We start from the raw sequence: 23,550 nt of genomic DNA on the forward strand, positions 1-23,550 counted from the left end.
ACGCTAGCCAGCGCCATGGCGCATGCCAGCCCGAATCCCAATGTTCTTTTAATGGCAGTCATTTTGTCTCCTCCTTGCAGCATCGGGAGCTAGTTGTGCGCGTCCAGGAACTCAAGCACCACGCGATTGAATTCGTCCGGCGTTTCGAAGTACGGAGAGTGGCCCGAGTCTTCAAAGGTGTATTTCTGGCTGCTTGGCAGCAGTCTCGCGACCAGATGGTGGCTTTCCGGCGTGAGAAAATCGTCGTGGCTTCCCCCCGTCATCAAGGTCGGCACGCGGTAGCCCTCGAACTCGACAGGATGGATCTTGACGTCGTCGGCCTGCATGGTCAGCGCCAGGAAGCCCTTGGGATTGAGTGCCTTGATGCAACCGTACAGATGCAGCATCTCGGGCCGGGCTTCGACGTTCTTGCGGTTCCAGCCGATGCTCTTGCTGCGCAGGTCGTGGCGGCCGTCATCGAAGGTCTTGCCGGCCTTGCGCAGGATTTCCCAGGTCTCGGGTGAATAGGCCGGCGTCGGCGAACCGCTGATGAAGAGCGTCTGGACGCGCCCGGGGTGCTTCACGGCCAGCGGCAGCCCGGCCCATGCACCCAGCGACTGGCACACGAGGTTTACCTTGCCTATGCCTTCCTGATCCAGTATGGCCAGCACGTCGACGGGGTAATGGCGCGGATGGTTGCGCTCCGGGGCGCAGGGAGAATTCTTGAACCCCCTCAGGTCCATCACGATGACCTTGTAGTTCCTGGCGAAGAACGGCACCTGCTGATACCAGCATATGGTGTTGCCGCCGCCTCCATGGATGAATAGGACGGGCGCGCCGTCGCCATAGGTTTCGTAGTAGATGCGGGTGTCGTCGGGTGCGATGGCGTAAGGCACGAAAGGCTCCTCGGAGGGGTCGGTTGATCTAATATTTGCGTGTTGATTTTGTTCGATCCTCTGCGGAAAGACCGCGCTCCAAACAGACATCATGGGTGCCGCTCCAGACAACTACCCTCTGCATGTAGACCTGCTGCAGCCTGCCGGCAGGTTGAACGGCCCCGTCCATGCCGCGATAGATACTTTCCGCACCGCGAACGGCATCGCCCGCAGCCGTAGCGGGCAGTCCTCCGGGCATGTCGTGACCTGGTCCTGCGTTTACGACCCTTTGATGGCGGCGCAGGAACCGGAGGCCGAACACCTGTGCTTCATGCCGCCGGGCGCGCCGGATCGGGCAATGGAGCGCGCCATCTTGGTGCCGCCGCTGGAAACGGTTTCAGTGCCTCAGTTGCGCGCCAGCGTGGCAAGCAACGAAGCGGTGCTGCGCGAAATCCGCGGCGCGGTGGCGGACGGGCGCTACGTTTGCGCGATCGGCACCGGCGTCTGGCTGGTTGCGGCGGCAGGCGTCCTGGACAAGATGCAGGCGCCGGTGCAGTGGGCGTACCAGTCGGGCTTCGCGCGCGCCCATCCGGACCTGGCCATCGCCAACGATCCGATTGTCTGGGCCAACGAGCGCATCCTGCTGGCCGGGACGCCTTCATTGGCCTATGACTGCGTGCTTGAGCTGATGGAACGCACTGGGATCGCCGGACTGGCCGGCGCGTCGCGCGACAAGCTTGTCTTCGATCCCGCGCGGCAGTTCATCGCCTCGACGCTGCCGATCGAGAAAGTCAGCGGCCTCACGCGCGACAGCCCGCTATATCGTGCGGCGCAATGGCTGCTGGCGCATGCACAGGAAGCGGTGACGATCGGCGACGCCGCGCAGCATGCGGCCGTCAGCGAAAGAACCCTGGCGCGCCTGTTCCGGATGCATCTGACGATCACGCCTCATGAGTTCCTCACTGACATACGGATGCGGAAAAGCCAGATGTGGCTGGAAGTGACGCTGCGCTCGGTGGAGGACATTGCCAATGACTGCGGCTATCTGGATGTCGCGGCCTTCCGCCGCGCCTTCAAGCGCAAGTTCGGCCTGACGCCGGCGGATTACCGGCGCGAGTACACGCAGCGGGGGCCGCGGGCGCGGTGGAAGATGGAGCGGTATGGGAGCGAGGATTAAGGGTCCCGCGAGAGCGGAACTTTTGGCCTCGGCAAGTTCCGGAAGTCGCATGTCGAGTCCTGGACGGCAATGTGGCATGCAAGAATACGTAGCGCGTGCCACGACGAAAACCGACTACTGAGAAGGCCGGGACTGCACGTGGAATACTCAGGGAACCTTGAACACTATGGGAGTTTCAGCGGTGGCTAGCCATAGGCTGCGTATGCTCCTCGGCGGGGCGGCTTCGATCACCTTTTCCTGGTATTGCTTCCACGGATTGGCGTGGCTTGCACGCAGTGTCGGGATCGTTCCGATCGCGCACTTCGATCCGCCCGTCAGCCAATGGATCCTGATCGGCGACCCGATACTTCAAGGCTGGCACAAGGTCAGCGTATCCGAAGACTTTACGCTAGCCGGCATCGCGCTCATTTTCCTGACTCTGGTGTTGTCCTATTACGTCGCACGTGTGGCCTATCACCTCAGTTTCGCGAAGGTCTTTACCCGTTACGACCGTTGGTTTCTCGCGGGATGGATAGTAGGCGCGCCATTGATGGCCGCGCTGGGGCACCTGCTCGTCGTCCTGGTGTTCGAGCATTCCTGGGCGCAGGAATGGCCCACGCTTGCCGGCGTGGCCGTGCTGATCGCTTTTTCCGCGTCGGGAAAGCTGTTCGTGGATTCCTGGCAATGGATCATGCGCCGGCGCAGGGTTTATTCCATCTGAAGCCCCCGGCTTTACCAGCGACAGCCATTCCGGCCTGTCCTGCATCCATCCGCATTCCGTCCTAAAATGCGCGGTTTGCCGAAAGAACCGTCATGGCCATCGCCATGAAGGGCTTTCATCCTTTACAAATTAGTGTGGTGAAGATGAACAAGCCTTTCATTTCGTTGTGCCCGGAAATTACCCGGACACACGCGCTGACGCTGATGGATTGGTTGGAAGATGAGCGCGTGACCTGCTACCTGAGCGATTCGCGCCATGTTTCCCGCTTCATCGAGCAAGCCATCGATCGGACTCAGCTGCCGATCCTGACCCATCTGTTCAACCAGGGTGGCCGGTTCTTCATGGCCTATGACCGGCACGACGTCCCGGTGGGCTTTGTCCGCCTCGTCAAGACCGGCACGGACTGCGAGATCGTCCTAGTCATCGGAGACTGCGACAACTGGGGTCGGAACCTCGGCGCCAGCACGATCCGCGAAGGCATGAAACTGGCCTTCCTCGATATGCGGGCCCAGAAGCTCATCGCCAAGATCCACCCGGACAACGCGCGCTCGCTGAAGACCTTTCTGCGCACCGGCTTTCTGCTTGAAAGCGAAACGCCGACGCTGAAGTCATTTTCCATGACTGCGGGGCGCTATCTCCGGCTCTTGCGCGAAGGCGCCGTTGGCGACTCCACTGATATCTACATCACGGAAATCGACAAGGCCCGGCTCAAGAGTCTGATAGAACTCGAACAGGGGCCGACTATTGTCGAACTCGAGCACGAGCTTGAGCGAGCCATCGTCGTCACGCCGCAGCAGGTGGCGCGGAACGTGGTCACGATGAACTCCAGGGCCTTGCTGCAGCTGGACGGTGAAGAAATGGAAGTGGCCCTGGTCTACCCTGAAGACGCAGACAGCAGCGCCGGAAAGTTTTCCGTGTGTTCCGACGTCGGCGCCGCCATCCTGGGCTATCAGGAGGGGGATGCCATCGACTGGAGGATTTCGGACCGGACTCGCCGGATCGGGATCAGGAAAGTGCTTTACCAGCCGGAAGCCGCGGGCGATTTCCACCTGTAGACCGGTATTCGCCGCTCAGCCGCGCAGGTCCTCGATTGAACCGGAAAGTGCCAGCGTTGAATCGGCATGCTACCGACGAAAGCGCTCAATCGTGAGTCCCTCGAGGTCGATTTCAGGCTTGCGACCGCACACCAGATCCGCGACGACTCGGGAGGTTCCGCAAGCCTGGGTCCAGCCGTTCGAGCCATGGCCGCTATTGAGAAACAGCCCGTCCCAACCAGAGATTCCGAGTATGGGGGGACCATCCGGTGTCATGGGGCGCAGGCCCGCCCAAAACGTGGCGTTCGCGTAGTCGATTCCATTTGGGAACAGGCTACGCACCGCTCGGACCAGCACATCCTTGCGGCCTGCCTTCAATGACAAGTCGTGGCCAACCAGTTCGGCCATGCCCGCCGCGCGGATTCTGTTGCCCAGTCGGGAAATCATTACCTTATTGTGTTCATCCATGACCGACATATTGGGCGCTTGATCAGCATGGGTCACCCGCGCGGTAATGGAATAGCCCTTGAGCGGATAGATGGGAAGCTTGATCCCCAGCGGCGCAAGCAATGCCGGAGCCTGGTTGCCCAAGGCGACAACCGTGGCATCGGCCTTCAGTACGCCGCCTGAGGACTCGGCGCCCACCACCCGACCGCCCTCATGCAGCAATCGCCGCACATCGGTGTCGAAGCGGAACTTCACGCCTGCACGCTGAAGCCAGGCGGTCAATGCCTGGCAGAAAATGTGGCTATCGCCGGAGGCATCGGACGGCAAATGAAGGCCGCCCGCGATCTTGGCGGTGGCGTCTCGCAAGGCTGGCTCGATCGCCAGCGCATCGCGTCCGTTCAACACGCCGTGGGGAATGCCGAATTCCTTCAATGCGCTGGCGGCAATATTGCCGTACTGGCACTCCGCTTCGGTCTGGAATAGCTGCAACACGCCGCCCGCATGAAAATCGAACGCTATCTGCGTTTCGGCCATAAGCTGTTTCAGACAAGCGAGGCTATAGTGGGCCACGCGCTGCATGCGCAGTTTGTTGACGCGAAATCGCGGCGCATTGCATTCCATCAGCCATCGCCTGGTCCAACGTAGCCTTTCAAATTCCGGCCAAAGCGAAAAGCGCACCGGAGCATCGGCCTTCAATGCCATCTTCAATACCTTGATCGGCATCCCCGGCGCGGCCCATGGCGCTGCAAAACTCGGACACAAACCACCCGCATTGCCGAAACTTGTTTCCATTCCTGCCGCCGAGTGGCGCTCTACGACTTCGACTTCGTGGCCTTCGCGGCAGAGATAGTAGGCCGTTGCGGCACCGACTACGCCGGATCCGAGGATGAGAACTTTCATGGGCGTGGTTGTCTGGGTCTATCGTGATATCTGGGGCGTAGTCGGAAGGCGAAAACCGGCGGCGTCGCGCCTGACCGGATTCAAGAATAAAGGGTGCCGAAGTGAAATTTATTTCATTGTTCTGACGCCAATCCGCGCGAATGGAAAGAAAATTCACCGGCGGTGTTGTTAGCATTAATGGCGCGTTGAATATCCGCAATCGGTCCGGATCCTCGAAATGCGCGAGCCCTGGGCCAGAACCTCGTCAAATCATGACTGAACAGATTCGCCGCTTCCCCTCGCTCTCACACTGGGGCGCCTTCACCGCGGTCACACAAGGCGGCCGGCTGATCGATTGCGAGCCGTTCGCCCATGACAGCGCGCCCTCGGGCATCCTGCAATCGATGCCTGCCATGGTCCACTCGCCGCTACGGGTGAATCGGCCGGCCATTCGAAAGGGATGGCTGCGCGATCGGCACTTGTGCGACGGGAGCGAGCGCGGACGTGACGACTACGTCGAGGTCAGTTGGGACGAAGCCCTTGCAGCGGTCCATTCGGAACTCCAGCGCGTGAGGACGGAGCATGGCAGCGAGGCCCTCTTTGGCGGCTCATATGGCTGGTCATCGGCGGGCCGCTTGCACCATGCGCGCACCCAGACGCACCGGTTCCTGAATGCCGGCGGCGGCTTTACGAATCAGGCGGGGAACTACAGCTGGGGCACTGCGCAGTTCCTGCTGCCCCATGTGATCGGCACCTATACGCCGGTGACCGGCCGTGTGACAGACTGGAACAGTGTCACGAGCCATACGCGGCTATTGATCGCATTCGGCGGCATGCCGTTACGCAACACTCAGATCACGTCAGGCGGCGCCGGCGACCATCCCGTGCCCGGGCAGCTCGAACGGGCGGTGGCGGCGGGCATGGAGCTTGTGGTCATCAGCCCAACCAGGGGGGATGTTCCTGCCGGCGTGCGCGCGCGCTGGATTCCCATTCGTCCCAACACGGACGCCGCCCTGATGCTGGCAATGATGCAGGCGCTGATCGCCGATGGCATCCAGGACGAGGAGTTCCTCCAGCTCCATTGCGTTGGATTTCCGGCCTTGCGCGACTATCTCGAAGGCAAGACAGACGGAACCCCCAAGACGCCCGAATGGGCCCAGGCGATCTGCGATGTCCCGGCCGAGACGATCCGCGCGCTCGCGCGCCAGGCACGCAACGTTCGCACCATGCTGACTTGCGCATGGTCGTTGCAACGCGCTCATCGCGGCGAACAGCCGTACTGGGCAAGCATTGCGCTTGCCGCTGCGTTGGGGCATATCGGGCTGCCCGGCGGGGGCTTTGCATTTGGACATGCCTCCATGAATGGCGCCGGAAACCCGCGCATGGAGATTGCGGGGCCCGCCATGGAATCGGGGCGCAATCGGACCGGCTCGGTGATTCCTGTTGCCCGAGTCACCGACATGCTGCTGCATCCTGGCCAGCGCTACGAATTCAATGGGCGCGAAGGCACTTATCCGGACATCAAGATGGTGTACTGGGCCGGCGGCAATCCCTTCCATCATCAGCAAGACCTGAATCGATTCAGCCGCGCATGGAGCCGGCCGCAAACGATAGTTGCTCACGAGATTTGGTGGACGCCCATGGCGCGCCGCTCGGACATCGTGCTGCCGGCGACCACCACGCTGGAAAGAAATGACATCGGCGGATCGACCCGGGATCGCCACGTATTCGCCATGCACCAGGCCCTGGCGCCGATAGGCTCCAGCCGCAATGACTTCGACATATTCCGGGAACTGGCCGCGCTGGGCGGCTATGAAAATGGTTTTACCGAAGGCCGTGGCGAGATGGAGTGGGTGCGGCATATCTACGAAGCCATGGCTAAGGAATGGCGCGGCAGTGGCTATATGGCCCCCGAGTTCGACGCTTTTTGGAGCCGGGGATTCGTGGACATACCCGAGCCTGAAAGACCATTTGTGCTGTTCGAAGAGTTCCGTCGCGATCCCCAGGGAAACCCGCTGCGTACGCCGTCGGGTCGCATCGAGCTGTATTCCGAGAAAATCGCCGGATTCGCTTATGCCGACTGTCCGCCCCACCCCTGCTGGCTGACGCCGGACGAGTGGCTTGGATCACCCAAGGCAGCCCGGTGGCCGCTGCACCTGCTCACCCCGCAGCCCGCTGGCAAGCTCCATTCCCAAATGGATGGCGGCAAGACATCGGTGGATCTCAAGATCAATGGCCGGGAAGCGCTGCGCATCTCGCCGTCGGATGCGCAAGCGCGGCGCATCGGCCAACATGATCTCGTCAAGGTCTACAACGACCGCGGCGCGTGCCTTGCAACCGCGGTTATCGACGCCGACCTCAAGCCTGGCGTGGTGGCCCTGCCTACGGGAGCATGGTTTGACGCTGCCGACGCGAATCTGGAGATACACGGCAACCCCAACGTGCTGACCATCGACGTGGGCACTTCCCGCTTGACTCAGGGAAGCAGCGCCCAGTCCGCGCTGGTCGAGGTGATGCGTTGGGAAGAAGCTGCGCCCTTGGTCCGGGCTCTGGAAATACCGGCAATCGTCAAATCGGATCGCGCCGCATAGCCATCGGGTCCAAGGCCGGACGCGCCGTTGCCGCGGCGCTCAGAGCGCCCCTCGATGGGGCGCTCTGGTTCATGGGAAATAGCCTCAGTCCGCGGTGATATTGGCCTGCTTGATGATGGCGCTGTATTTTTCCGTCTCGGCCTGGATGTACTGCGTGAAGTCCGCGCTGTTCCTGTAGGAGCTTTCAAAGCCGAGGTTATCGAGTTGCTCCTTCATGCTGGCGGACGTCATGACTTTCTGCGTGGCGACTTCCAGCTTCTTGAGTATCGGCTCCGGCAACTTGGCTGGCGCCCACAAGCCGTACCAGGAATAAAACTCGAAATTCTTCAGCCCGGCTTCGCGCATCGTCGGAACGTCCGGAAGCAAGGGGCTGCGCTTGTCGCCGGTTACCGCCAACGCACGTATCTTGCCTGACTTGACCATGGGCAGCGAGGAGAGCATCGGATCGGCCAGCGCGTGAACCTGCCCGCCGATCAAATCGGTCAAGGCGGGACCGCCGCCTTTATAGAGGACGATCGGAATCTTCAGATCGGAAAGCCCGCCTTCATATGCGAACTGCGCAATGGCGAGGTGCCCCGCCGAGCCAAAGCCCGTGGTCGCAAAATTGTATTTGTTGGGAGCTGCCTTCACCACGCCGACGAATTCCTGCACGGTCTTCGCAGGGACATCGTTGTTCACGCTGAATATCAATGCGCCCTGGGCGAGACCGCTGATGGGAGTGAAGTCCTTCACTGCGTCGAAGGTCATCTTCTTCCCATAAAGCAACGGGTTGATGTTGTGGATCGAGGCATTCAGGTACAAGGTATAGCCATCTGCCGCTGAACGCGCGACCACGCCTGCACCCACCATCCCGGACGCCCCCGCCCTGTTGTCGATGATGACCGATTGCTTCAGCTCCTCGCCTAGCTTCACGGCAAATATGCGAGCGAGGCCGTCGACGGAACCGCCAGGAGGATGAGGCACCACGATGGTAATCGGGCGGCTGGGATAGGAGGCGTCCGACTTCGATTGCGCCTGTACTGAACCTAGCACGGCCAATCCACCGACAATTGCCGCAATGCCTTTCATGCAAAAGCGGCGAGAACGAAATGGGGTATTACGCATGACGAACGATCTCATTGAAAATGGTTGGGCAACGAGTACCGCTCCCCTCCCCGGACCCGCAATCCATGAAGGAGGGGGGTGTGGAAAGCGGGGATGATCGTAGGCGAATCAGTAGGTGCCTGGATAGGCGGCGCCGTCTATTAAGATATTCTGTCCGCATATATAGCCGGATTGGGCCGCACAGATGTATGCGCAAAGCGCGCCCAATTCCTCGGGCTCACCGTAGCGTCCAGCAGGATTGTTGGATCCGCGCTCCGTCCACAACTGTTCAAAACTCTTGCCGCCTGGCTCCAGCATTCCTTCTATGTGATGCCGCTGCGCATCAGTGGCGAAGACGCCTGGAAGCAAATTGTTGATGGTGACGTTGTGCCGCACCGTCTGGCGGGCCAGGCCCGCAACAAAACCCACCAGGCAGGAGCGCGCACCGTTGGAAAGCCCGAGTTCAAGCTGCGGCGTTTTGACGCTGCGAGAAACGATATTCACAATGCGGCCGAAGCGGCGTTCCATCATGCCGTCAACGACCCGCCGGATCATGTCGATCGGCCCGAGGGCCATGGCATCAAGGGCTGCATGCCAATCAGACTGGGTCCACTGGCGAAAGTCACCGGGCGGCGCCCCGTCCGCATTGTTAACCAGGATATCGGGCGCGGGGCACACCGAAAGCGCTGCCATCCGCCCTTCATCCGTGGTGATATTGGCAACCGCATAGCGGACCCGGGTCCCCGTAGCCACCGTGATTTCATCAGCGGCCTGGGCCAGCGTGCTTTCCGTGCGCGCCGCGATGGTCACGTTGACGCCTTCGCTCGCCAACTGATGGGCGCAGGCGCGGCCCATTCCCTTGCTGCCGCCGAAAACCAGCGCATGGCGGCCTCGAATTCCCAAATCCATAGCGTTTCCTATTGCAAAGGCGCAGCCCGAGCCATGCCATGAAATGGCCGGAAAGGCGTTCCGTCAGCAGGAAGCCGCAGGGCGGACAATCTTCCGACGCACGTCCTTTCCGGACTCGTCCAGCAACGGATCACGCGGCCTTCAGCTGCAGCGAATTCCAGCCGTACTTCTTGTCGAGGCCCAGCGCCTTGACCGCGCGCAGCCCCTTGAGCAAGGGCTCTCCTTCCAGCGCGCGCAGCGGCTTGCGCAGTTCGCCTGCCGGCAGGCCCACGGCCTTCATCAGCGATTTGATGGCCACGGGATTGATGGCCGAGTACGAGTAGTGCAGCAATTGCAGATTGCGCAAATAGGACTCGCGGAAGCTGAAGCTGACCTCGGGCGACGTCCAGGGCTGGGAAATCTCGGTCAACTCTGCCGGCGCAATATTGCCGGTCATGTTGGCCGTGCCATGGCCGCCCAGGCTCATGGTCGGCACGACCAGGCCCAGGTTGGGCGAATCGCAGCACATCACGGACACGTCGGGCGCGCCATACAGCACCTGCGCCACCTGGCCCACGCGCGTGGTGGATTCCTTGTGGACCACGTAGTTCGGGTGCTTGAAGATGCGCAGCAGCTGGTCCCAGTGCAGGTCGCTCTTGACGCGCGGCGGATTGTTGTAGATGCCCAGCGGCAGGTCGGTGGCGTCGGCGATTTCGAGGAAATAGCTTTCGATGTCCGCTTCGGAGGCGCAGATGTAGGCGGGCGCGGCCAGGATGGCGCCATCGGCGCCGTTGGCCTTCGCAAAACGCAGGTAATCCATGGTCGCCTCGGTGTTGTTGCCGGTGCAGCCATAGAAGAGCTTCATCTTGCCGGTCTTCATCTTCGCGGTTTCCACGATGATGTCCTGACGCTCTTTTTGCGACAGCATGGAAACCTCGCCCGTGGATCCCATGATGAGCACGGCGCTGGTGCCGTTGTCTTCCTGGAATTTCAGCAGCTCGCGGAAAGCTTCGTAGTCGGGGCTGCCGTCCTTGTTGAACGGGGTAATCAGGGCCACGAAGGACCCGGTGATCTTCATCTTGCTCATGTATATCTCCAATAATGGCCGAGTCAAAAATGGGTGAGGCTCAAGCCGAGCGGGCGACTTCTTTCCGATTATCTTGCTGCTGCGCCTCCTGGCAGGAAACCATCGCAGCCAAACCCTGTTTCAGGTCGGCGATCAGGTCTTCCGGGTCTTCCAGCCCCACATGCATGCGTACAGCCTTGCCCTTGTGAGGCCAGCGATCGCCGTGGTGCTTACCCGGACTGAACGGTATGGCCAGGCTCTCATATCCACCCCAGGACACGCCGATTCCGAAATGATGCAGCGTATCGACAAAGGCGGTCACTGATTCGTCATCGCTTGCGCGCAGGACCACTGTGAATAGGCCGCTCGCCCCTTTGAAATCACGCTTCCAGATGGCGTGACCCGGATGCGACGGCAGCGCTGGATGCACCACGGCCTCGACCTCGGCCTGCTGCTCCAGCCATTGGGCCACGCGGATTCCCGACGCCATATGCTTTTGCAGCCGCACGCCCAAGGTGCGCAGCCCGCGCAGCGCCAGAAAGATATCGTCGGGACTGGCCGTCTGGCCCATTTCCTGCGTCGTCTCCTTGACCTTGGGCCAGGTGGCCTGGTTGCAGGTCACCACGCCTAGCATGGCATCCGAATGACCCACGATGTACTTGGTCGCGGCGTGGATGGACACATCGACGCCATGCTCGAAGGCCTTGAAGAACAAGGGCGTGGCCCAGGTATTGTCCATGACGACGAAGGCGCCGTGCGCATGCGCGACTGCCGCGATGGCAGGAATGTCCTGGATTTCGAGTGTTTCGGAACCCGGTGATTCGACAAATACGACACGCGTATTGGGCCGCATGAGCGATTCAATGCTCTTGCCGCAAGCAGGGTCGTAGACCTGTACGTCGACCCCGAAACGGCTAAGCACGCGATCGAGGAAAGAGCGGGTCGGGGAATAGGCGCTATACGACACCAGGATATGGTCACCGGCCTTGAGCAATGCGGTGAGCGCCGTGGCAATGGCCGCCAGGCCCGAGGGAAAGACCAAGGAGCGGTGGCCGCCTTCCAGGGCGGCCATGGCCTCCTCGAACGCGTGGGTAGTGGCGGTTCCATAGCGGCCATAGGTGGTGGCGCCCGGCTCTTGCGCGGCGCGAGCGCGCTTCATGCCTTCCCATTCCGCCATGCTCCCCGCGAGTATCGTCGATGCCCTGCAGATGGGGGTATTCACCAGGCCACCAAAACGTTCCGGATGCCGGCCTGCGCTGACGAGTTGAGTGCTTTCCCTCATGAACTTCAATCTCCGTGGATGCACGGCCAGCGCTTCCACGGGAAGTCGGTGACCACTGATGACGTGATCAAGTCTATGAGGATAGTGGGTGAAAACTCTTCGATTTTTTACCCCTTTCGGAGGCAAAAAGAGAAAAATAATCACCGCCGAATCCTGACAATCTGACGCGGGCGGGCCGGCTATGCCGGGTCAGGCCCGGCACGGATGAAAGGCCTCAGCTTCGGACAGCGGAGCGCGTGCGTTTCGGCCTGCTTGCGTTGAGGGAGCTCCACCGGCCCGCGCGCTCTTCGATGGTGGTGGGAAAAATCTCCAGGCAAAGCTTGTGCAGCGTACGGACAAACGGATTCGATTTCAGGAACATGGCTTCGCCGAAATAGATGGGAATCCTCGGCGCGTTTGGAAGCGCGATGCAGTTCAGGCGCCGATCCGACTCGTCGATGCACCAGGTGGGCAGCAATGCGAAGCCCAGCCCTTCATCGACGCAACGCTTGACGCTCATGCTGGTCGAGGTAGACACCGCGACCTTGGGCTGCTCGTTGCCGACCGACAAATAGTCCAGTGCAATATTGCGGAGCATCTGGCCGGGTTCATATGTCACCAGCGGCCGCCCAAGCGCCCATTCCGGAACCGCCTTTTCATCGGCTGGCGCGGGCCAGTTCGACGGGAACGCCAGCGCCGGTTGATAGTGGCAGATAACGCGTTGCGGAATCACGGTATCGCCAAAATAGCGCTCGCTCAAACAGACATCCAGCGAGCCGTTGCGTATCAGTTCCGGCAGCGAGACGTCCTTTTCGTAGCCAACAATCTCGACGTTGGGATACATCCGCCGAAACTTCGTCAGCACCGGCGGCAGCAGGTAGTAGAAGATCGCGTGCGGCATCCCGATACGGATGACTGGCCGCTCCTTATCGATCAGGCTGCCCAGGCGCGTCAGCATGACATCGAATTCCGGCGCCAGCAGCCGGTAAAGGCTGGTGCCGCGCGGCGTGAGCTTGATCGACTTGGCGCCGCGCCCAGCGATCACCAGCTTCTCGCCGACGCGCTGCTCGAGGCGCCGGATGTGATTGGCCACCGACTGGTAGGTGATGTTCAGCCGGCGCGCCGCGGCGGAATAGGTCCCCTCCTGTGCGACGAGGAAAAAAGTCTGCGTGAGAGTAAGGTCCACCTCTTGCATCGCGCCTCCGGCTTGCCGGCTCAAATATAAAATTTCTTGTAGGTTTGGCTCGATGAATTGTATCGCCCCGAGGTGAGACCGCCTATAACATCGACCTCAGGTTTGGCCTCCGAACCGCGCAGCAGCACCGGCATCCTGGATATGTTCGCCGCGCAAAAGGGAGGGTAAGTTGAGTGAGCCATGGACAAGAAAGATCGGTGCATCCTCGCGTTGCTTCAGACAGATGCGCGCCTCTCGAACAATGAAATCGCGGAACAGGTCCACCTGTCACCGACCGCGTGCTGGAAGCGGATTCAGCACTTGCAGGCGTCCGGCCTGATTCGCCGCCAGGTTTGCCTGCTGGACAACAACAAGGCGGGGCTGGGCGTGACGGTGTTCGTCTCGATAAAGACGAATCGCCATGACCTCAATTGGCTTGAAAAATTCTCGCTCGGCGTCAAGGATATGCCCGAGGTCATGGAGTTCTATCGGATGACCGGCGACACCGACTACCTTCTCAAGGTGGTGGTGCCCGATATCGCGGGGTTCGACTTCGTCTACAAGAAGCTCATCCAGGTCGCTGAACTGTTTGACGTCAGTTCGAGTTTTGCCATGGAGGAACTCAAGTACACCACGGCGTTGCCGCTAGACCATCTTTGATTCGCAAGCGCGGCAAGCCCCTGCCCTAGGGATTGGCATCCCAAAGCGACGGGTTGGATGTGGGGCGTAATTGGAGCGGGTGATGGGAATCGAACCCACGCTTGAGGCTTGGGAAGCCGCCGTTCTACCATTGAACTACACCCGCTCGGGTGTCGTGCCCTCGGCGCAAAGCCGAAGCAGAGGCGGCGATTATAGCGCGCCTTTTCTCGTGGCCGGATGCCTGCCGCCGCCGTACTCCGACGGGCCTCGGCCTACGCGGATTAAATATGTCCCCAATTTAGTGCATCTGGGCGACAGCGGCGCGCCGGACCTGCCACTACAATCCGGGCTATGAATACGAACACCCCCGAAAACAACCCTGCGACCGCCCCGGCCCCGGCTGCCGCAAGCACCCCCGCGACGCCTGGCGGCGAGGCTGCGCAGGCCGCCGTTTCCCCGGAAACCCAGGCGGCGCTGGCCAGTACCGCGCACGCCCCCAACAGCCCCGGCGCGACCCATATCCGCAGCTTCGTGCATCGCCGCGGCCACATCACCCAGGGCCAGTTGGCCGCGCTCGAGCGCCTGATGGGCCAATGGTCCATCCCCTATGCGCCGCGCCGCCTGGATCCCGCCGCCGCTTTCGGCCGGCAGGCGCCGACGGTGCTGGAGATCGGCTTCGGCATGGGCGAAACCACCGAGAAAATCGCGCTGGCGCGTCCGGACGACAACTTCCTGGGCGTGGAGGTGTTCAACGCCGGCGTCGGCTCGCTGCTGCGCCGCATTGAAGACTCCAGCATCCCGAACCTGCGCATCATCCAGCACGACGCAGTGGAAGTGGTGCGCGACATGATCGCCCCCGATTCGCTGGCCGGCGTGCACATCTATTTTCCGGATCCGTGGCCCAAGAAGCGCCATCACAAGCGCCGCCTGATCCAGCCCGCGTTCATTTCGCTGCTTGCCAGCCGCATCGCGCCGGGCGGCTACATCCATTGCGCCACCGACTGGGAAGACTACGCGGTGCAGATGCTGGAAGTGCTGGGCAACGAGCCGCAGCTTGCCAATACCGCGGACGGCTACGCGCCGCGCCCTGATTACCGCCCTCTCACCAAATTCGAGAACCGCGGCCTGCGCCTGGGCCACGGCGTCTGGGACCTTATCTTCAAGCGAGTCGCCTGATGCTATACCCGCCCATCGAACCCTACCGCCAAGGCACCCTGGACACTGGCGACGGCCACCAGATCTATTGGGAACTCTGCGGCAATCCTCAGGGCAAGCCCGCCGTGTTCCTGCATGGCGGACCCGGCAGCGGCTGCTCGCCCGTGCATCGCCAGCTGTTCGATCCGCAGCGCTATAACGTGCTGCTGTTCGATCAACGCGGCTGCGGCCGTTCGCAGCCCCACGCCAGCCTGGAGAACAACACGACCTGGGATCTGGTGTCCGACATCGAGCGCCTGCGCTCCGAGGTCATGGGCGCGGAAAAATGGCTGGTGTTCGGCGGGTCCTGGGGGTCGACGCTGGCGCTGGCCTATGCGGAAACGCACGTGTCCCACGTCAGCGAGCTGGTGCTGCGCGGCATCTTCAGCCTGCGCCGCTCGGAGATCCACTGGTTCTATCAGGAGGGCGCGTCGTGGCTGTTCCCCGACCGCTGGGAAGAGTACCTGGCGCCGATTCCGGAAGATGAACGCGGCGATCTGGTGGCGGCATATCACAAGCGTCTGACGGGTGATGATCCGGCGGAGCAATTGCGCGCGGCCAAGGCCTGGAGCAAATGGGAAGACAGCACCATCACGCTGCTGCCCAGCCCTCGCCATCAGCAAAGCCATGCCGCCGACCGCGCCGCGCTGGCTTTCGCCCGCATCGAGAACCACTACTTCGTGAACCGCGGCTTCATGGAAGAAGGCCAATTGCTCCGCGACGCGCACAAGCTGCGCGGCATACCCGGCACCATCGTGCAGGGCCGCTACGACGTCTGCACGCCGGCGCGCACCGCCTGGGACCTGCACCGCGCCTGGCCCGAGGCCGAATTCCACCTGGTCCCGGACGCGGGCCATGCGTTTGACGAACCCGGCACGTTGGCGCGGCTGATCGCGGCCACCGACGGCTATGCGCGATAACTGAGGAGACCTGCATGCACATCACCCTGAACGGAGACGCACGGGAGTTCCCGCTGGACACGACCGTGAACGAACTGCTGGAGGCCCTGGGCTATGCCGGCAAGCGCGTGGCGGTGGAACGCAACGGCGAAATCGTGCCCAAGAGCCAACATGAGCAGACCGCGTTGACGGACGGCGACCAGATCGAGATCGTCGTGGCCGTGGGCGGCGGCTGACGCCAGCGCCGCACTGAAAAGCTGTACAGACAAGGGCCGCTGCGATAGCGGCCCTTGTCGCATGAAGCCGCGCGCCGGATGCGGTTTAGACCCGCCGCGGTGCGTTCCCTGCAAACTGACCAGCATTCTTGCGTAGTCTGCCAACAGGCTAGCAACCTGTTACACGTTAACCCCTCGTCGCGCGGGGAATGTGCGAGTCATAATCGTTCCTGCTGGTTTCGTACTCTTGTCTTGCAGTTGTTCTAGCGTTGCACATCGCCCTCATGGGCAGAGGAGGCATCATGAACACCGCAGTCATCATCAACCTGATCATCCAGCTTGTCGCCGGCGCTGCCGGGGGCAATGGCTTGGGAAAGATGCTCCAGCAGTTCAATCTGGGTCCATTGGGCAACACCATCGCGGGCGCCATCGGCGGCCTGGCGGGCGGTTCCTGGCTAGCCCCGATGATCACCGCGGGAGCCGACGCGGTTGCAGCGAGCAATACGGGACTGGATCTTTCCGCGATCGCCAGCAGCGTGGTCGGCGGCGGCGTGGGTGGCGCCGTACTGACCTTGATCGCCGGCATCGTGCGCAAAATGTTCATGGGCCAAAAGCCCTGAAGGCACTGGTTTTCTCACCGCAACATAGATAAAGGAAACACTATGGGTCTGCTCAATTTCATCAAGGACGTTGGAGAAAAGCTCTTCGGCGCCAGCGAGGCCAAGGCCGCGACGGCGGACGAATTGAAGAAAGAGCTGGATAAGCACGGCCTGAATGCCGACGGCTTGCAGATCTCGGTCGATGGCGACAAGGTCACGGTGGCGGGCGAGGCCCTCAGCACGGAAGCGGCAGAGAAGATCACTCTGGCGCTGGGCAACACCGTGGGCGTGGCCCAGGTGGACAACCAACTGAAGGTGAAACAGGCCGCGCCGGAAGCCAAGATGTACACGGTGCAGAAGGGCGACAACCTGTGGAAGATTGCCGAAGCGCAGTATGGCAAGGGCCAGGGCGCCAAGAACAACCTGATCTTCGAAGCCAACAAGCCCATGCTGACCAGCCCCGACAAGATCTACCCGGGCCAGGTGCTGCGCATCCCGCCCCTGTCCTGATCACTGACGGAAATCGGACAAGCTGGAAAGCACCCATGCGCTTTCCGGCTTGCATCGCGGCAGGCGCCCCCTGCTAGCCGCGATTACTTGGCCAGACGCAATGTCTGGCCATTTTTTTGCATCCGCGTCCGAATGAATAATGCCCCCAACAGGGGCATTCCAGTCCGATGCAAAAGATCGTTTTCCACGGAGCCGCCCAGGGACCAAGCGCTGGCTCGAGGGCCGTGAGCGCGCGCAGTGCGCGCGCCGTGGGGCATCACTTCATCAAGCGGCCCATTCCCTTCATCCCGCCCATGGCGCGCATCATCTTGGCCATGCCGCCCTTCTTCATCTGCTTCATCATGCCCTGCATCTGCTCGAACTGCGCCAGCAGGCGGTTGACCTCTTGCACCGGCACGCCGGAACCGGCCGCGATGCGGCGCTTGCGCGAGGCCTTGATAAGTTCGGGCTTGGCGCGTTCGGCCGCCGTCATGGAATTCAGGATGCCTTCGGTGCGGCGCAGCTGTTTTTCAGCCTGCCCGCCCTGCAGCTGGCCGGCGGCCTGCTGGAACTGGGCCGGCAGCTTTTCCAGCAGCGAGCCCATGTCGCCCAGCTTCTTCACCTGGCCGAGCTGGTCGCGGAAGTCGTTCAGATCGAACTTGTTGCCCGACTTGATCTTCGCGGCCAGCTTCTGGGCTTCGGCGATGTCGATGTTCTTCTGCGCTTGCTCGACCAGCGAGACGATGTCGCCCATGCCCAGCACGCGCTGCGCCATGCGCTCGGGGTAGAACGGCTCCAGGCCGTCCAGCTTTTCCGAGACGCCGACGAACTTCAGGGGCTTGCCGGTAACGTGGCGCACCGACAGGGCCGCGCCGCCGCGGGCGTCGCCGTCCAGCTTGGTCAGCACCACGCCGGTCAGCGGCAGCGCTTCGGCGAAGGCGCGCGCGGTGTTGACCGCGTCCTGGCCCTGCATGGCGTCGACCACGAACAGCGTTTCAACCGGCTTGACCAGGTCATGCAACGCGCGGATCTCGCGCATCATGGCCTCGTCGATGCCCAGGCGGCCGGCCGTGTCCAGGATCAGCACGTCATAGTGATGGCGGCGCGCGTGGTCCACCGCGTTGCGGGCGATGTCCTCGGGCTTCTGGCTGGGGTCGGACGGCAGGAAGTCCACGCCCACCTGCGCCGCCACGCTCTTCAACTGGTCGATAGCGGCCGGGCGATACACGTCGGCGGACACCACCAGCACTTTCTTCTTGCCGGTCTTGCGGCCGTGCTGGGTGTGCTGGCCTTCGGAGAGCCAGCGCGCCAGCTTGCCGGTGGTGGTGGTCTTGCCGGCGCCCTGCAGGCCGGCCATCAGGATGACGGCAGGCGGCTGCACGGCCAGCGACAGTTCGCCGGAGTCGGCGCCCAGGTCGCCGCCCATGAGGGACGTCAGTTCCTTGTGGACCACGCCCACCAGGGCTTGGCCGGGGCTGAGGCTGCTGGCGACTTCTTCGCCCAGCGCCTTTTCCTTCACCCGCGCGACGAACTCGCGCACGACGGGCAACGCCACGTCGGCTTCCAGCAGCGCCATGCGCACTTCGCGCAGCATCTCCTGGGTGTTGGCCTCGGTCAGGCGGGCTTCCCCTCGCAGCGTCTTGACGACGCGCGACAGGCGTTGAGTTAGGTTATCGAGCATGAGAGGCGTTTCCGCTTAAACTAGTTGATTGAACGGTGGCCGCAGGCGCGGATTCTGCGCTTTCGGGCGGCATGCGCCCCAAGGCCCCATCCAGACAACGGTTTCTATGTCACTAGGCATTGTATTTCACACGGCGGCTGCCTTGGCGTACGCAGTGCTGGGAGGGTCGCTTTGGATCCGCCTGGCCCGCGGCGGCGGCGTGGAACAGACCGGCAAGATCGCCCGCCTGTGCCTGCTGGGAGCCCTGGTTCTGCATGGAATCGGGCTGCAACAATCGATGTTGGGAGCCCAACATCTGTTCATAGGCTGGGCGCTGGCCCTGTCCGCGGCCATCTGGCTGGGCATGGTCGTGTTCTGGCTGGAAAGCCTGCTGGTGCGCATAGACGGCCTGCAATTGCTGCTGCTGCCCGCCGCCACCCTTGCCAGCGGCCTGGCCGCGCTCTTCCCGCAGGGGCAGTTCGTGCCCCATGCCAATGACGCCTGGCTGCGCGTCCATCTGCTGATCGCGCTGGCGGCCTACGGCCTGATCACCATCGCCGCGCTGCACGCCATGATGATGGCGCTGCTGGACCGCCACCTGCATCGCCCGCTGGAAGCTCCCGCCGAACGCAGCATCGTCGGCCGAGTGCTGGATTCCCAGCCGCCGCTGCTGGTGCAGGAACAGCTGCTGTTCCGCATCATCTGGATCGGCTTCGTCGTACTGACGCTGGCCGTGGGCACGGGTTCGGTGGCTTCCATGAAGCTGACGGGCAAGATCCTGCCGTTCGACCACAAGACCGTCTTCACCCTGCTGTCCTGGCTGACCTTCGGCGTGCTGCTGGCCGGACGCCACATCTGGGGCTGGCGCGGCCGTGTCGCCCTGCGCTGGACGCTCACGGGTTTCGGGTTCCTGATTCTGGCCTATACCGGCAGCCGGTTCGTGCTGGAAATGATTCTGCATCGAGGTTGAAGTGGGCAAGTTGCTGTTCTGGATTGTTCTGATCATCCTGGTGCTGTTCGTGGCCCGCCTGGCCGGACGCATGGCGGCTGCGCGCCAGGCCGGCGCGCAGGACGCCAAAAAGGCCAAGACTGGCGCGGGCGGACCCAAACCGCTGGAATCCATGGTGCGCTGCGCCCACTGTGGCATTCATCTGCCCCGCTCCGAGGCCTTGCAGCAGAACGGCCAGACCTGGTGCAGCGCGGAACACGCGCGCCTGGGCCCCGCCAGGCACTGAGCCCCCCGATTAGAGGCTTGCCGCCCCGCACGGCATAATGCGTGTTGGAAACCACACGCATGCTCTCTTCCCATGGCCTTGCTTCTGGATCGTCATGGCTGGCTGGCGCCGGCCCCGGGTGTTTCGCTCATGCCCTCCCCCAACCGCGACGCGCGCCCCGCTGGCGCGCAGGTGTCGCTGCTGGTGCTGCACAACATCAGCCTGCCGCCCGGGAAATTCGGCGGTCCTGAAGTTGCCGGGCTGTTCCTGAATACGCTGGACTACGGGTCGCATCCCTGGCTGGAACGGCTGCGCGGCCTGCGCGTGTCGGCGCACTTTTTCATCCGCCGCGATGGCAGCATCATCCAGTTCGTCGCCACCGACGAGCGCGCCTGGCACGCAGGCGTGTCGCGCCATGCGGGCCGCGAACGCTGCAACGACTTCTCCATCGGCATAGAGCTTGAAGGCACGGATACCCTGCCCTATGCCGAACCGCAGTACCTGGCGCTGCGCAAGCTGACGCCGGCGCTGCGCGCGCGCTATCCTCTTGCCGCCGCCTGGGGCCACGAGCACATCGCGCCGGGGCGCAAGACCGACCCCGGGCCCGCTTTCAACTGGACGCGCTTTGCGCGCGACAGCGGCTTTGCACGGCGGCAGCTGCCGCCCGTCTGACACTACAAGGAATGGTTATGTTGAAGATCTGGGGACGCCTGACTTCCGTCAACGTTCAGAAAGTCATGCTGGCGGTGCGCGAACTGGCCCTGCCGCATTCCTTCACGCAGGCCGGCGGCCCGTTCGGCGTGGTCGACACGCCCGAGTTCGCCAAGCTGAATCCCAACCGGACGGTGCCCGTCATCGACGACGGCGGCTTCGTGCTGTGGGAATCGAACGCTATCGTGCGTTACCTGGCTGCGCGCTACGGCGCGGGCAGCCTGTGGCCGGAAGACGCGTGCATGCGCGCGGACGCCGACCGCTGGATGGACTGGCAAGCCACCGAATGGCAGGGCGTCATGGGTCCGGCCTTCCTGGGCCTGATCCGCACGCCCGAGGCCAAGCGCGACCAGGCCGCGATTGAAAACTCGGTCAAGCGTTCCAATGCGCGCGCCCTGATCCTGGACCAGGCCCTGCAAGGCCGCGAGTTCATCGCCGGGCGCCACTTGACCATGGGCGACATCGCCCTGGTCTGCTCCGCCCACCGCTGGCTGGCATTGCCGATCGAGCGCCCCCACACGCCAGCGCTATCGGCCTGGTATCGCCGCGTCATGATGCGTCCGGCCCCGCAGGGCGTGCTGACGCTGCCGCTGGAATAAGGCGCGGGGCCGCGGCCTCAGCCGCGGTCCACCTTCCACCCCAGTTCCGCTGAAATCCCCGCCGCCGCGCCCTGCACGACGGCGACCATGTCGCGCATGCGCTCCAGCGACATGTAGGGCACCGTGCTCGATACGCTGATGGCGGCGACGATGCCGCTGGAGGCGTCGCGCACCGGCGCCGCCACGCAGCGGATCGACGGTTCGTTGTCTTCGAGGTCGAAGGCATAGCCGTTGGCGGCATAGTCACGCATGCGGTCGCGGAAGATCTCCCAGGTCTGGCTGCCGCCGGGCGCGCGTGACGACACCGGCGCGCCGACGCGGTATAGCGCCTTCCATTGCGGCTCTTCGGTATCCAGCAGCAGCGCCTTGCCCACGCCGGTGGCGGCCAGCGGCATGCGGTGCCCCACGCGCGAACGCATTTCCAGCCCCTTCTTGCCGGGGATCTTTTCCAGGTACAGGACCTCGTCGTTGTCGCGCACAGCGAGATGGATGGTGTCGCCCGTCTGTTCCGCCAGGCCGTCCAGGTAGGGACGCGCCAGCGTCGCCATGGGGAAGGCCTCGCGCGCCTGGAAACCCAGTTCGATCAGCTTGGGCCCCAGCACATAGCCCACGCCAGGCAAGGACCGCAGATAGCGCTCCTGCACCAGGCAGCTGGCCAAGCGGTGCGTGGTGCTGCGCGCCACGCCGATGCGGGCGCAGATTTCCTTCAGGTCGCGCGCGCCGGTGGCCACCGCCTGCACCACCGCCAGGCCACGCATCAGCGTCTGCGTGCCTGCGGGCGCCGCGGCATCGGGATCCAAGGTGGGCGTGCGGTCAGGAGTCGGCAAGGTGGTCATGAAAACGGGGTCGGCGACAAAGAGAACGAGTGCAAGCATAACCGCCAAGATCGCGGCCGGATGCCGGGAAAAGGCGCGCTTTCCGGGCGGTGCCCCAAAAAGGGCGCAGGATGGCGAAGCGACTACCACCAGTCATTATTCCCTGTATGTGGGATTTAATTCTATATTTTGAGATTTTTCAAGCACTGATCTAGAATTTTTCCCATCGCCCGCCGCGCGCTCCCAACGTCCTGCGGGCATCAGACAACAAGGTCCGCAAAACCTCTGCCCCGCGCCAGCCCCACCGCGCGTCCGCAGCCGGATTTGCGGCCGGAAACGAGACAGCTTCTGATGACTACCGGATCTCCCGCCCGCGCGGCGCTTATCGCGCTGGATTGGGGCACTTCCTCGCTGCGCGCCTACCGGCTGGATGCCGTGGGTCGCACGCTGGACACGCGCCACCTGCCCTGGGGCATCATGCGCCTGCCGCAGCCGCTGCAGGACGGCGCCGCCACCACGGCGCTGTCGGGCTTCGAGTTGGCCTTCGAACAGGCTTGCGGCGACTGGCTGCGGGCCGAGCCGACCCTGCCGGTGATCGCCTGCGGCATGGTCGGCAGCGCCCAGGGCTGGAAGGAAGCCGCCTACCTGGACGTGCCCGTCGACCTGCAGCGCATCGGCACGCTGCTGACCAAGGTCGAACGCGAGGCTGGCCCTTCCCTGCATATCGTGCCCGGCCTGATCCAGCGCCATGGCCTGCCCAACGTGATACGCGGTGAAGAGACCCAGGTCGTCGGCGTGATGGCGGACCCGGCGACCCGCAGCGCCGACAGCGTCCTGATCGGCCTGCCCGGCACTCATTCGAAGTGGGTCAGCGCCCGCCGCGGCCGCGTCACGCACTTCGACACCTTCATGACCGGCGAGGTCTATGCCGCACTGCGCGGCCACACCATCCTGGGCCGGACCATGGCCGACGCCGCCAGCGCCGACATGGCCGCCTTCGAGCGCGGCCTGAAAGTGGCCGGCGCGCCCGCCGGCCGCGCCGGCGTGCTTTCCACCATCTTCAGCACGCGCGCGCTCGGCCTGACCGGCGAGCTGGCGCCCGAATCGCAGGCCGACTATCTGTCGGGCCTGCTCATCGGCCATGAAATCGCCGCGCTGGCCGAAATGCTGCAACAGCAGGGCGAACTGCCCCGCATCGTGCTCTGCGGCGATCCCGCGCTGTGCCGCCGCTACATCCAGGCCATGCAGCACTACGGCCTGGGTACGCCCGAGCAGGCGCAGAACGCCACCGAGCGCGGCCTCTGGCACCTGGCCGTCTGCGCCGGGCTGATCGCCTCGCCTTCCAAAGAATAGGAACCGAAC

24 protein-coding genes and 1 tRNA gene are annotated in these 23,550 nt (G+C 63.1%); 15 read left to right on the forward strand and 10 right to left on the reverse strand.

The window, feature by feature from the left end:
- Positions 1 to 89: 89 nt before the first annotated feature.
- A complete protein-coding gene (locus AC6LKD_RS16700) occupies positions 90 to 875 on the reverse strand; it encodes an alpha/beta fold hydrolase (protein ID WP_492274156.1) in 786 nt (261 codons plus the stop codon).
- A gap of 91 nt (positions 876 to 966) precedes the next feature.
- On the opposite strand from AC6LKD_RS16700, the gene AC6LKD_RS16705 reads away from it, so the two are divergent.
- From AC6LKD_RS16705 to AC6LKD_RS16715, 3 genes are all read left to right on the forward strand, one after another.
- Positions 967 to 2,031, forward strand: coding sequence for a GlxA family transcriptional regulator (locus tag AC6LKD_RS16705; protein WP_492274155.1), 1,065 nt, complete (start codon positions 967 to 969; stop codon positions 2,029 to 2,031).
- A gap of 202 nt (positions 2,032 to 2,233) precedes the next feature.
- The gene (locus AC6LKD_RS16710) at positions 2,234 to 2,731 is read left to right on the forward strand and encodes a hypothetical protein (RefSeq protein ID WP_492274154.1); all 498 of its coding nucleotides are present in this window, start codon (positions 2,234 to 2,236) and stop codon (positions 2,729 to 2,731) included.
- Positions 2,732 to 2,823: 92 nt separating this feature from the next.
- Positions 2,824 to 3,786: a bifunctional GNAT family N-acetyltransferase/nucleoside diphosphate kinase regulator gene (locus tag AC6LKD_RS16715; protein ID WP_492274153.1), complete on the forward strand. Its 963-nt coding sequence runs from the start codon at positions 2,824 to 2,826 to the stop codon at positions 3,784 to 3,786.
- A gap of 69 nt (positions 3,787 to 3,855) precedes the next feature.
- Here AC6LKD_RS16715 and AC6LKD_RS16720 read toward each other — a convergent pair whose 3' ends face one another.
- Complete coding sequence (locus AC6LKD_RS16720) at positions 3,856 to 5,112, reverse strand: D-amino acid dehydrogenase (RefSeq protein WP_498116869.1); 1,257 nt, start codon at positions 5,110 to 5,112, stop codon at positions 3,856 to 3,858.
- A gap of 251 nt (positions 5,113 to 5,363) precedes the next feature.
- Between AC6LKD_RS16720 and AC6LKD_RS16725 the strand changes: the two genes are divergently transcribed.
- Positions 5,364 to 7,682 (forward strand): molybdopterin-dependent oxidoreductase, encoded by a 2,319-nt coding sequence (locus tag AC6LKD_RS16725; protein ID WP_498116897.1) that lies wholly within the window; start codon positions 5,364 to 5,366, stop codon positions 7,680 to 7,682.
- A gap of 84 nt (positions 7,683 to 7,766) precedes the next feature.
- Here the strand turns inward: AC6LKD_RS16725 and AC6LKD_RS16730 are convergent, their stop codons facing one another.
- The 5 genes from AC6LKD_RS16730 to AC6LKD_RS16750 form a co-directional block, all read right to left on the reverse strand.
- On the reverse strand, positions 7,767 to 8,786 hold the full coding sequence (locus AC6LKD_RS16730) for a Bug family tripartite tricarboxylate transporter substrate binding protein (RefSeq protein ID WP_498116870.1): 1,020 nt from the start codon (positions 8,784 to 8,786) through the stop codon (positions 7,767 to 7,769).
- A gap of 108 nt (positions 8,787 to 8,894) precedes the next feature.
- Positions 8,895 to 9,674, reverse strand: coding sequence for an SDR family NAD(P)-dependent oxidoreductase (locus AC6LKD_RS16735; RefSeq protein WP_498116871.1), 780 nt, complete (start codon positions 9,672 to 9,674; stop codon positions 8,895 to 8,897).
- 130 nt (positions 9,675 to 9,804) lie between these two features.
- On the reverse strand, positions 9,805 to 10,740 hold the full coding sequence (locus tag AC6LKD_RS16740; RefSeq protein WP_498116872.1) for a 4-hydroxy-tetrahydrodipicolinate synthase family protein: 936 nt from the start codon (positions 10,738 to 10,740) through the stop codon (positions 9,805 to 9,807).
- A gap of 40 nt (positions 10,741 to 10,780) precedes the next feature.
- Positions 10,781 to 12,001, reverse strand: coding sequence for a cystathionine beta-lyase (gene metC, locus AC6LKD_RS16745; RefSeq protein WP_498116873.1), 1,221 nt, complete (start codon positions 11,999 to 12,001; stop codon positions 10,781 to 10,783).
- A gap of 214 nt (positions 12,002 to 12,215) precedes the next feature.
- On the reverse strand, positions 12,216 to 13,175 hold the full coding sequence (locus AC6LKD_RS16750) for a LysR family transcriptional regulator (protein WP_013396408.1): 960 nt from the start codon (positions 13,173 to 13,175) through the stop codon (positions 12,216 to 12,218).
- 180 nt (positions 13,176 to 13,355) lie between these two features.
- Here AC6LKD_RS16750 and AC6LKD_RS16755 point away from each other — a divergent pair, with 180 nt between their 5' ends.
- A complete protein-coding gene (locus tag AC6LKD_RS16755) occupies positions 13,356 to 13,814 on the forward strand; it encodes an Lrp/AsnC family transcriptional regulator (protein ID WP_013396409.1) in 459 nt (152 codons plus the stop codon).
- 71 nt (positions 13,815 to 13,885) lie between these two features.
- On the opposite strand, the gene AC6LKD_RS16760 is transcribed toward AC6LKD_RS16755, so the two are convergent.
- Positions 13,886 to 13,959 (reverse strand) — tRNA-Gly (locus tag AC6LKD_RS16760).
- 185 nt (positions 13,960 to 14,144) lie between these two features.
- Here AC6LKD_RS16760 and trmB point away from each other — a divergent pair.
- The 5 genes from trmB (at position 14,145) to lysM (ending at position 17,210) form a co-directional block, all read left to right on the forward strand.
- On the forward strand, positions 14,145 to 14,969 hold the full coding sequence (trmB, locus tag AC6LKD_RS16765) for a tRNA (guanosine(46)-N7)-methyltransferase TrmB (protein WP_013396410.1): 825 nt from the start codon (positions 14,145 to 14,147) through the stop codon (positions 14,967 to 14,969).
- Positions 14,969 to 15,907, forward strand: coding sequence for a prolyl aminopeptidase (gene pip / locus AC6LKD_RS16770; protein ID WP_013396411.1), 939 nt, complete (start codon positions 14,969 to 14,971; stop codon positions 15,905 to 15,907). The genes trmB and pip overlap by 1 nt, the downstream gene beginning before the upstream one ends.
- A 14-nt stretch (positions 15,908 to 15,921) precedes the next feature.
- Entirely contained in the window at positions 15,922 to 16,122 is a 201-nt protein-coding gene (gene thiS / locus AC6LKD_RS16775) for a sulfur carrier protein ThiS (protein ID WP_013396412.1), read from the forward strand.
- A gap of 281 nt (positions 16,123 to 16,403) precedes the next feature.
- Positions 16,404 to 16,721, forward strand: a complete 318-nt coding sequence (locus tag AC6LKD_RS16780) for a hypothetical protein (protein WP_013396413.1) — start codon at positions 16,404 to 16,406, stop codon at positions 16,719 to 16,721.
- A gap of 42 nt (positions 16,722 to 16,763) precedes the next feature.
- The gene (gene lysM, locus AC6LKD_RS16785; RefSeq protein ID WP_013396414.1) at positions 16,764 to 17,210 is read left to right on the forward strand and encodes a peptidoglycan-binding protein LysM; all 447 of its coding nucleotides are present in this window, start codon (positions 16,764 to 16,766) and stop codon (positions 17,208 to 17,210) included.
- 256 nt (positions 17,211 to 17,466) lie between these two features.
- Here lysM and ffh read toward each other — a convergent pair whose 3' ends face one another.
- Positions 17,467 to 18,870: a signal recognition particle protein gene (gene ffh, locus AC6LKD_RS16790; protein WP_013396415.1), complete on the reverse strand. Its 1,404-nt coding sequence runs from the start codon at positions 18,868 to 18,870 to the stop codon at positions 17,467 to 17,469.
- A gap of 106 nt (positions 18,871 to 18,976) precedes the next feature.
- On the opposite strand from ffh, the gene AC6LKD_RS16795 reads away from it, so the two are divergent.
- From AC6LKD_RS16795 to AC6LKD_RS16810, 4 genes are all read left to right on the forward strand, one after another.
- On the forward strand, positions 18,977 to 19,819 hold the full coding sequence (locus tag AC6LKD_RS16795) for a cytochrome C assembly family protein (RefSeq protein WP_013396416.1): 843 nt from the start codon (positions 18,977 to 18,979) through the stop codon (positions 19,817 to 19,819).
- A gap of 1 nt (position 19,820) precedes the next feature.
- Positions 19,821 to 20,084, forward strand: coding sequence for a PP0621 family protein (locus AC6LKD_RS16800; protein ID WP_013396417.1), 264 nt, complete (start codon positions 19,821 to 19,823; stop codon positions 20,082 to 20,084).
- A 72-nt stretch (positions 20,085 to 20,156) separates the two neighbouring features.
- On the forward strand, positions 20,157 to 20,735 hold the full coding sequence (ampD, locus tag AC6LKD_RS16805; protein WP_498116875.1) for a 1,6-anhydro-N-acetylmuramyl-L-alanine amidase AmpD: 579 nt from the start codon (positions 20,157 to 20,159) through the stop codon (positions 20,733 to 20,735).
- Positions 20,736 to 20,752: 17 nt separating this feature from the next.
- Positions 20,753 to 21,373, forward strand: coding sequence for a glutathione S-transferase family protein (locus AC6LKD_RS16810; protein WP_498116876.1), 621 nt, complete (start codon positions 20,753 to 20,755; stop codon positions 21,371 to 21,373).
- A 17-nt stretch (positions 21,374 to 21,390) separates the two neighbouring features.
- Here the strand turns inward: AC6LKD_RS16810 and AC6LKD_RS16815 are convergent, their stop codons facing one another.
- Entirely contained in the window at positions 21,391 to 22,209 is an 819-nt protein-coding gene (locus AC6LKD_RS16815) for an IclR family transcriptional regulator (protein ID WP_492274606.1), read from the reverse strand.
- Positions 22,210 to 22,539: 330 nt separating this feature from the next.
- Here AC6LKD_RS16815 and AC6LKD_RS16820 point away from each other — a divergent pair, with 330 nt between their 5' ends.
- Positions 22,540 to 23,541: a 2-dehydro-3-deoxygalactonokinase gene (locus AC6LKD_RS16820; protein ID WP_498116877.1), complete on the forward strand. Its 1,002-nt coding sequence runs from the start codon at positions 22,540 to 22,542 to the stop codon at positions 23,539 to 23,541.
- Positions 23,542 to 23,550 lie beyond the last annotated feature (9 nt).

Source organism: Achromobacter sp. D7-1 (genome assembly GCF_059760445.1).

Excerpts from the sequence above, each read along its gene's own strand:
- AC6LKD_RS16705 (WP_492274155.1), top strand. The coding sequence starts at position 967 with ATGGGTGCCGCTCCAGACAACTACCCTCTGCATGTAGACCTGCTGCAG.
- AC6LKD_RS16710 (WP_492274154.1), top strand. The coding sequence starts at position 2,234 with ATGCTCCTCGGCGGGGCGGCTTCGATCACCTTTTCCTGGTATTGCTTC.
- AC6LKD_RS16715 (WP_492274153.1), top strand. The coding sequence starts at position 2,824 with ATGGCCATCGCCATGAAGGGCTTTCATCCTTTACAAATTAGTGTGGTG.
- AC6LKD_RS16720 (WP_498116869.1), bottom strand. The coding sequence starts at position 5,112 with ATGAAAGTTCTCATCCTCGGATCCGGCGTAGTCGGTGCCGCAACGGCC.
- AC6LKD_RS16725 (WP_498116897.1), top strand. The coding sequence starts at position 5,364 with ATGACTGAACAGATTCGCCGCTTCCCCTCGCTCTCACACTGGGGCGCC.
- AC6LKD_RS16730 (WP_498116870.1), bottom strand. The coding sequence starts at position 8,786 with ATGCGTAATACCCCATTTCGTTCTCGCCGCTTTTGCATGAAAGGCATT.
- AC6LKD_RS16735 (WP_498116871.1), bottom strand. The coding sequence starts at position 9,674 with ATGGATTTGGGAATTCGAGGCCGCCATGCGCTGGTTTTCGGCGGCAGC.
- AC6LKD_RS16740 (WP_498116872.1), bottom strand. The coding sequence starts at position 10,740 with ATGAGCAAGATGAAGATCACCGGGTCCTTCGTGGCCCTGATTACCCCG.
- metC (WP_498116873.1), bottom strand. The coding sequence starts at position 12,001 with ATGAGGGAAAGCACTCAACTCGTCAGCGCAGGCCGGCATCCGGAACGT.
- AC6LKD_RS16750 (WP_013396408.1), bottom strand. The coding sequence starts at position 13,175 with ATGCAAGAGGTGGACCTTACTCTCACGCAGACTTTTTTCCTCGTCGCA.
- AC6LKD_RS16755 (WP_013396409.1), top strand. The coding sequence starts at position 13,356 with ATGGACAAGAAAGATCGGTGCATCCTCGCGTTGCTTCAGACAGATGCG.
- trmB (WP_013396410.1), top strand. The coding sequence starts at position 14,145 with ATGAATACGAACACCCCCGAAAACAACCCTGCGACCGCCCCGGCCCCG.
- pip (WP_013396411.1), top strand. The coding sequence starts at position 14,969 with ATGCTATACCCGCCCATCGAACCCTACCGCCAAGGCACCCTGGACACT.
- thiS (WP_013396412.1), top strand. The coding sequence starts at position 15,922 with ATGCACATCACCCTGAACGGAGACGCACGGGAGTTCCCGCTGGACACG.
- AC6LKD_RS16780 (WP_013396413.1), top strand. The coding sequence starts at position 16,404 with ATGAACACCGCAGTCATCATCAACCTGATCATCCAGCTTGTCGCCGGC.
- lysM (WP_013396414.1), top strand. The coding sequence starts at position 16,764 with ATGGGTCTGCTCAATTTCATCAAGGACGTTGGAGAAAAGCTCTTCGGC.
- ffh (WP_013396415.1), bottom strand. The coding sequence starts at position 18,870 with ATGCTCGATAACCTAACTCAACGCCTGTCGCGCGTCGTCAAGACGCTG.
- AC6LKD_RS16795 (WP_013396416.1), top strand. The coding sequence starts at position 18,977 with ATGTCACTAGGCATTGTATTTCACACGGCGGCTGCCTTGGCGTACGCA.
- ampD (WP_498116875.1), top strand. The coding sequence starts at position 20,157 with ATGGCCTTGCTTCTGGATCGTCATGGCTGGCTGGCGCCGGCCCCGGGT.
- AC6LKD_RS16810 (WP_498116876.1), top strand. The coding sequence starts at position 20,753 with ATGTTGAAGATCTGGGGACGCCTGACTTCCGTCAACGTTCAGAAAGTC.
- AC6LKD_RS16815 (WP_492274606.1), bottom strand. The coding sequence starts at position 22,209 with ATGACCACCTTGCCGACTCCTGACCGCACGCCCACCTTGGATCCCGAT.
- AC6LKD_RS16820 (WP_498116877.1), top strand. The coding sequence starts at position 22,540 with ATGACTACCGGATCTCCCGCCCGCGCGGCGCTTATCGCGCTGGATTGG.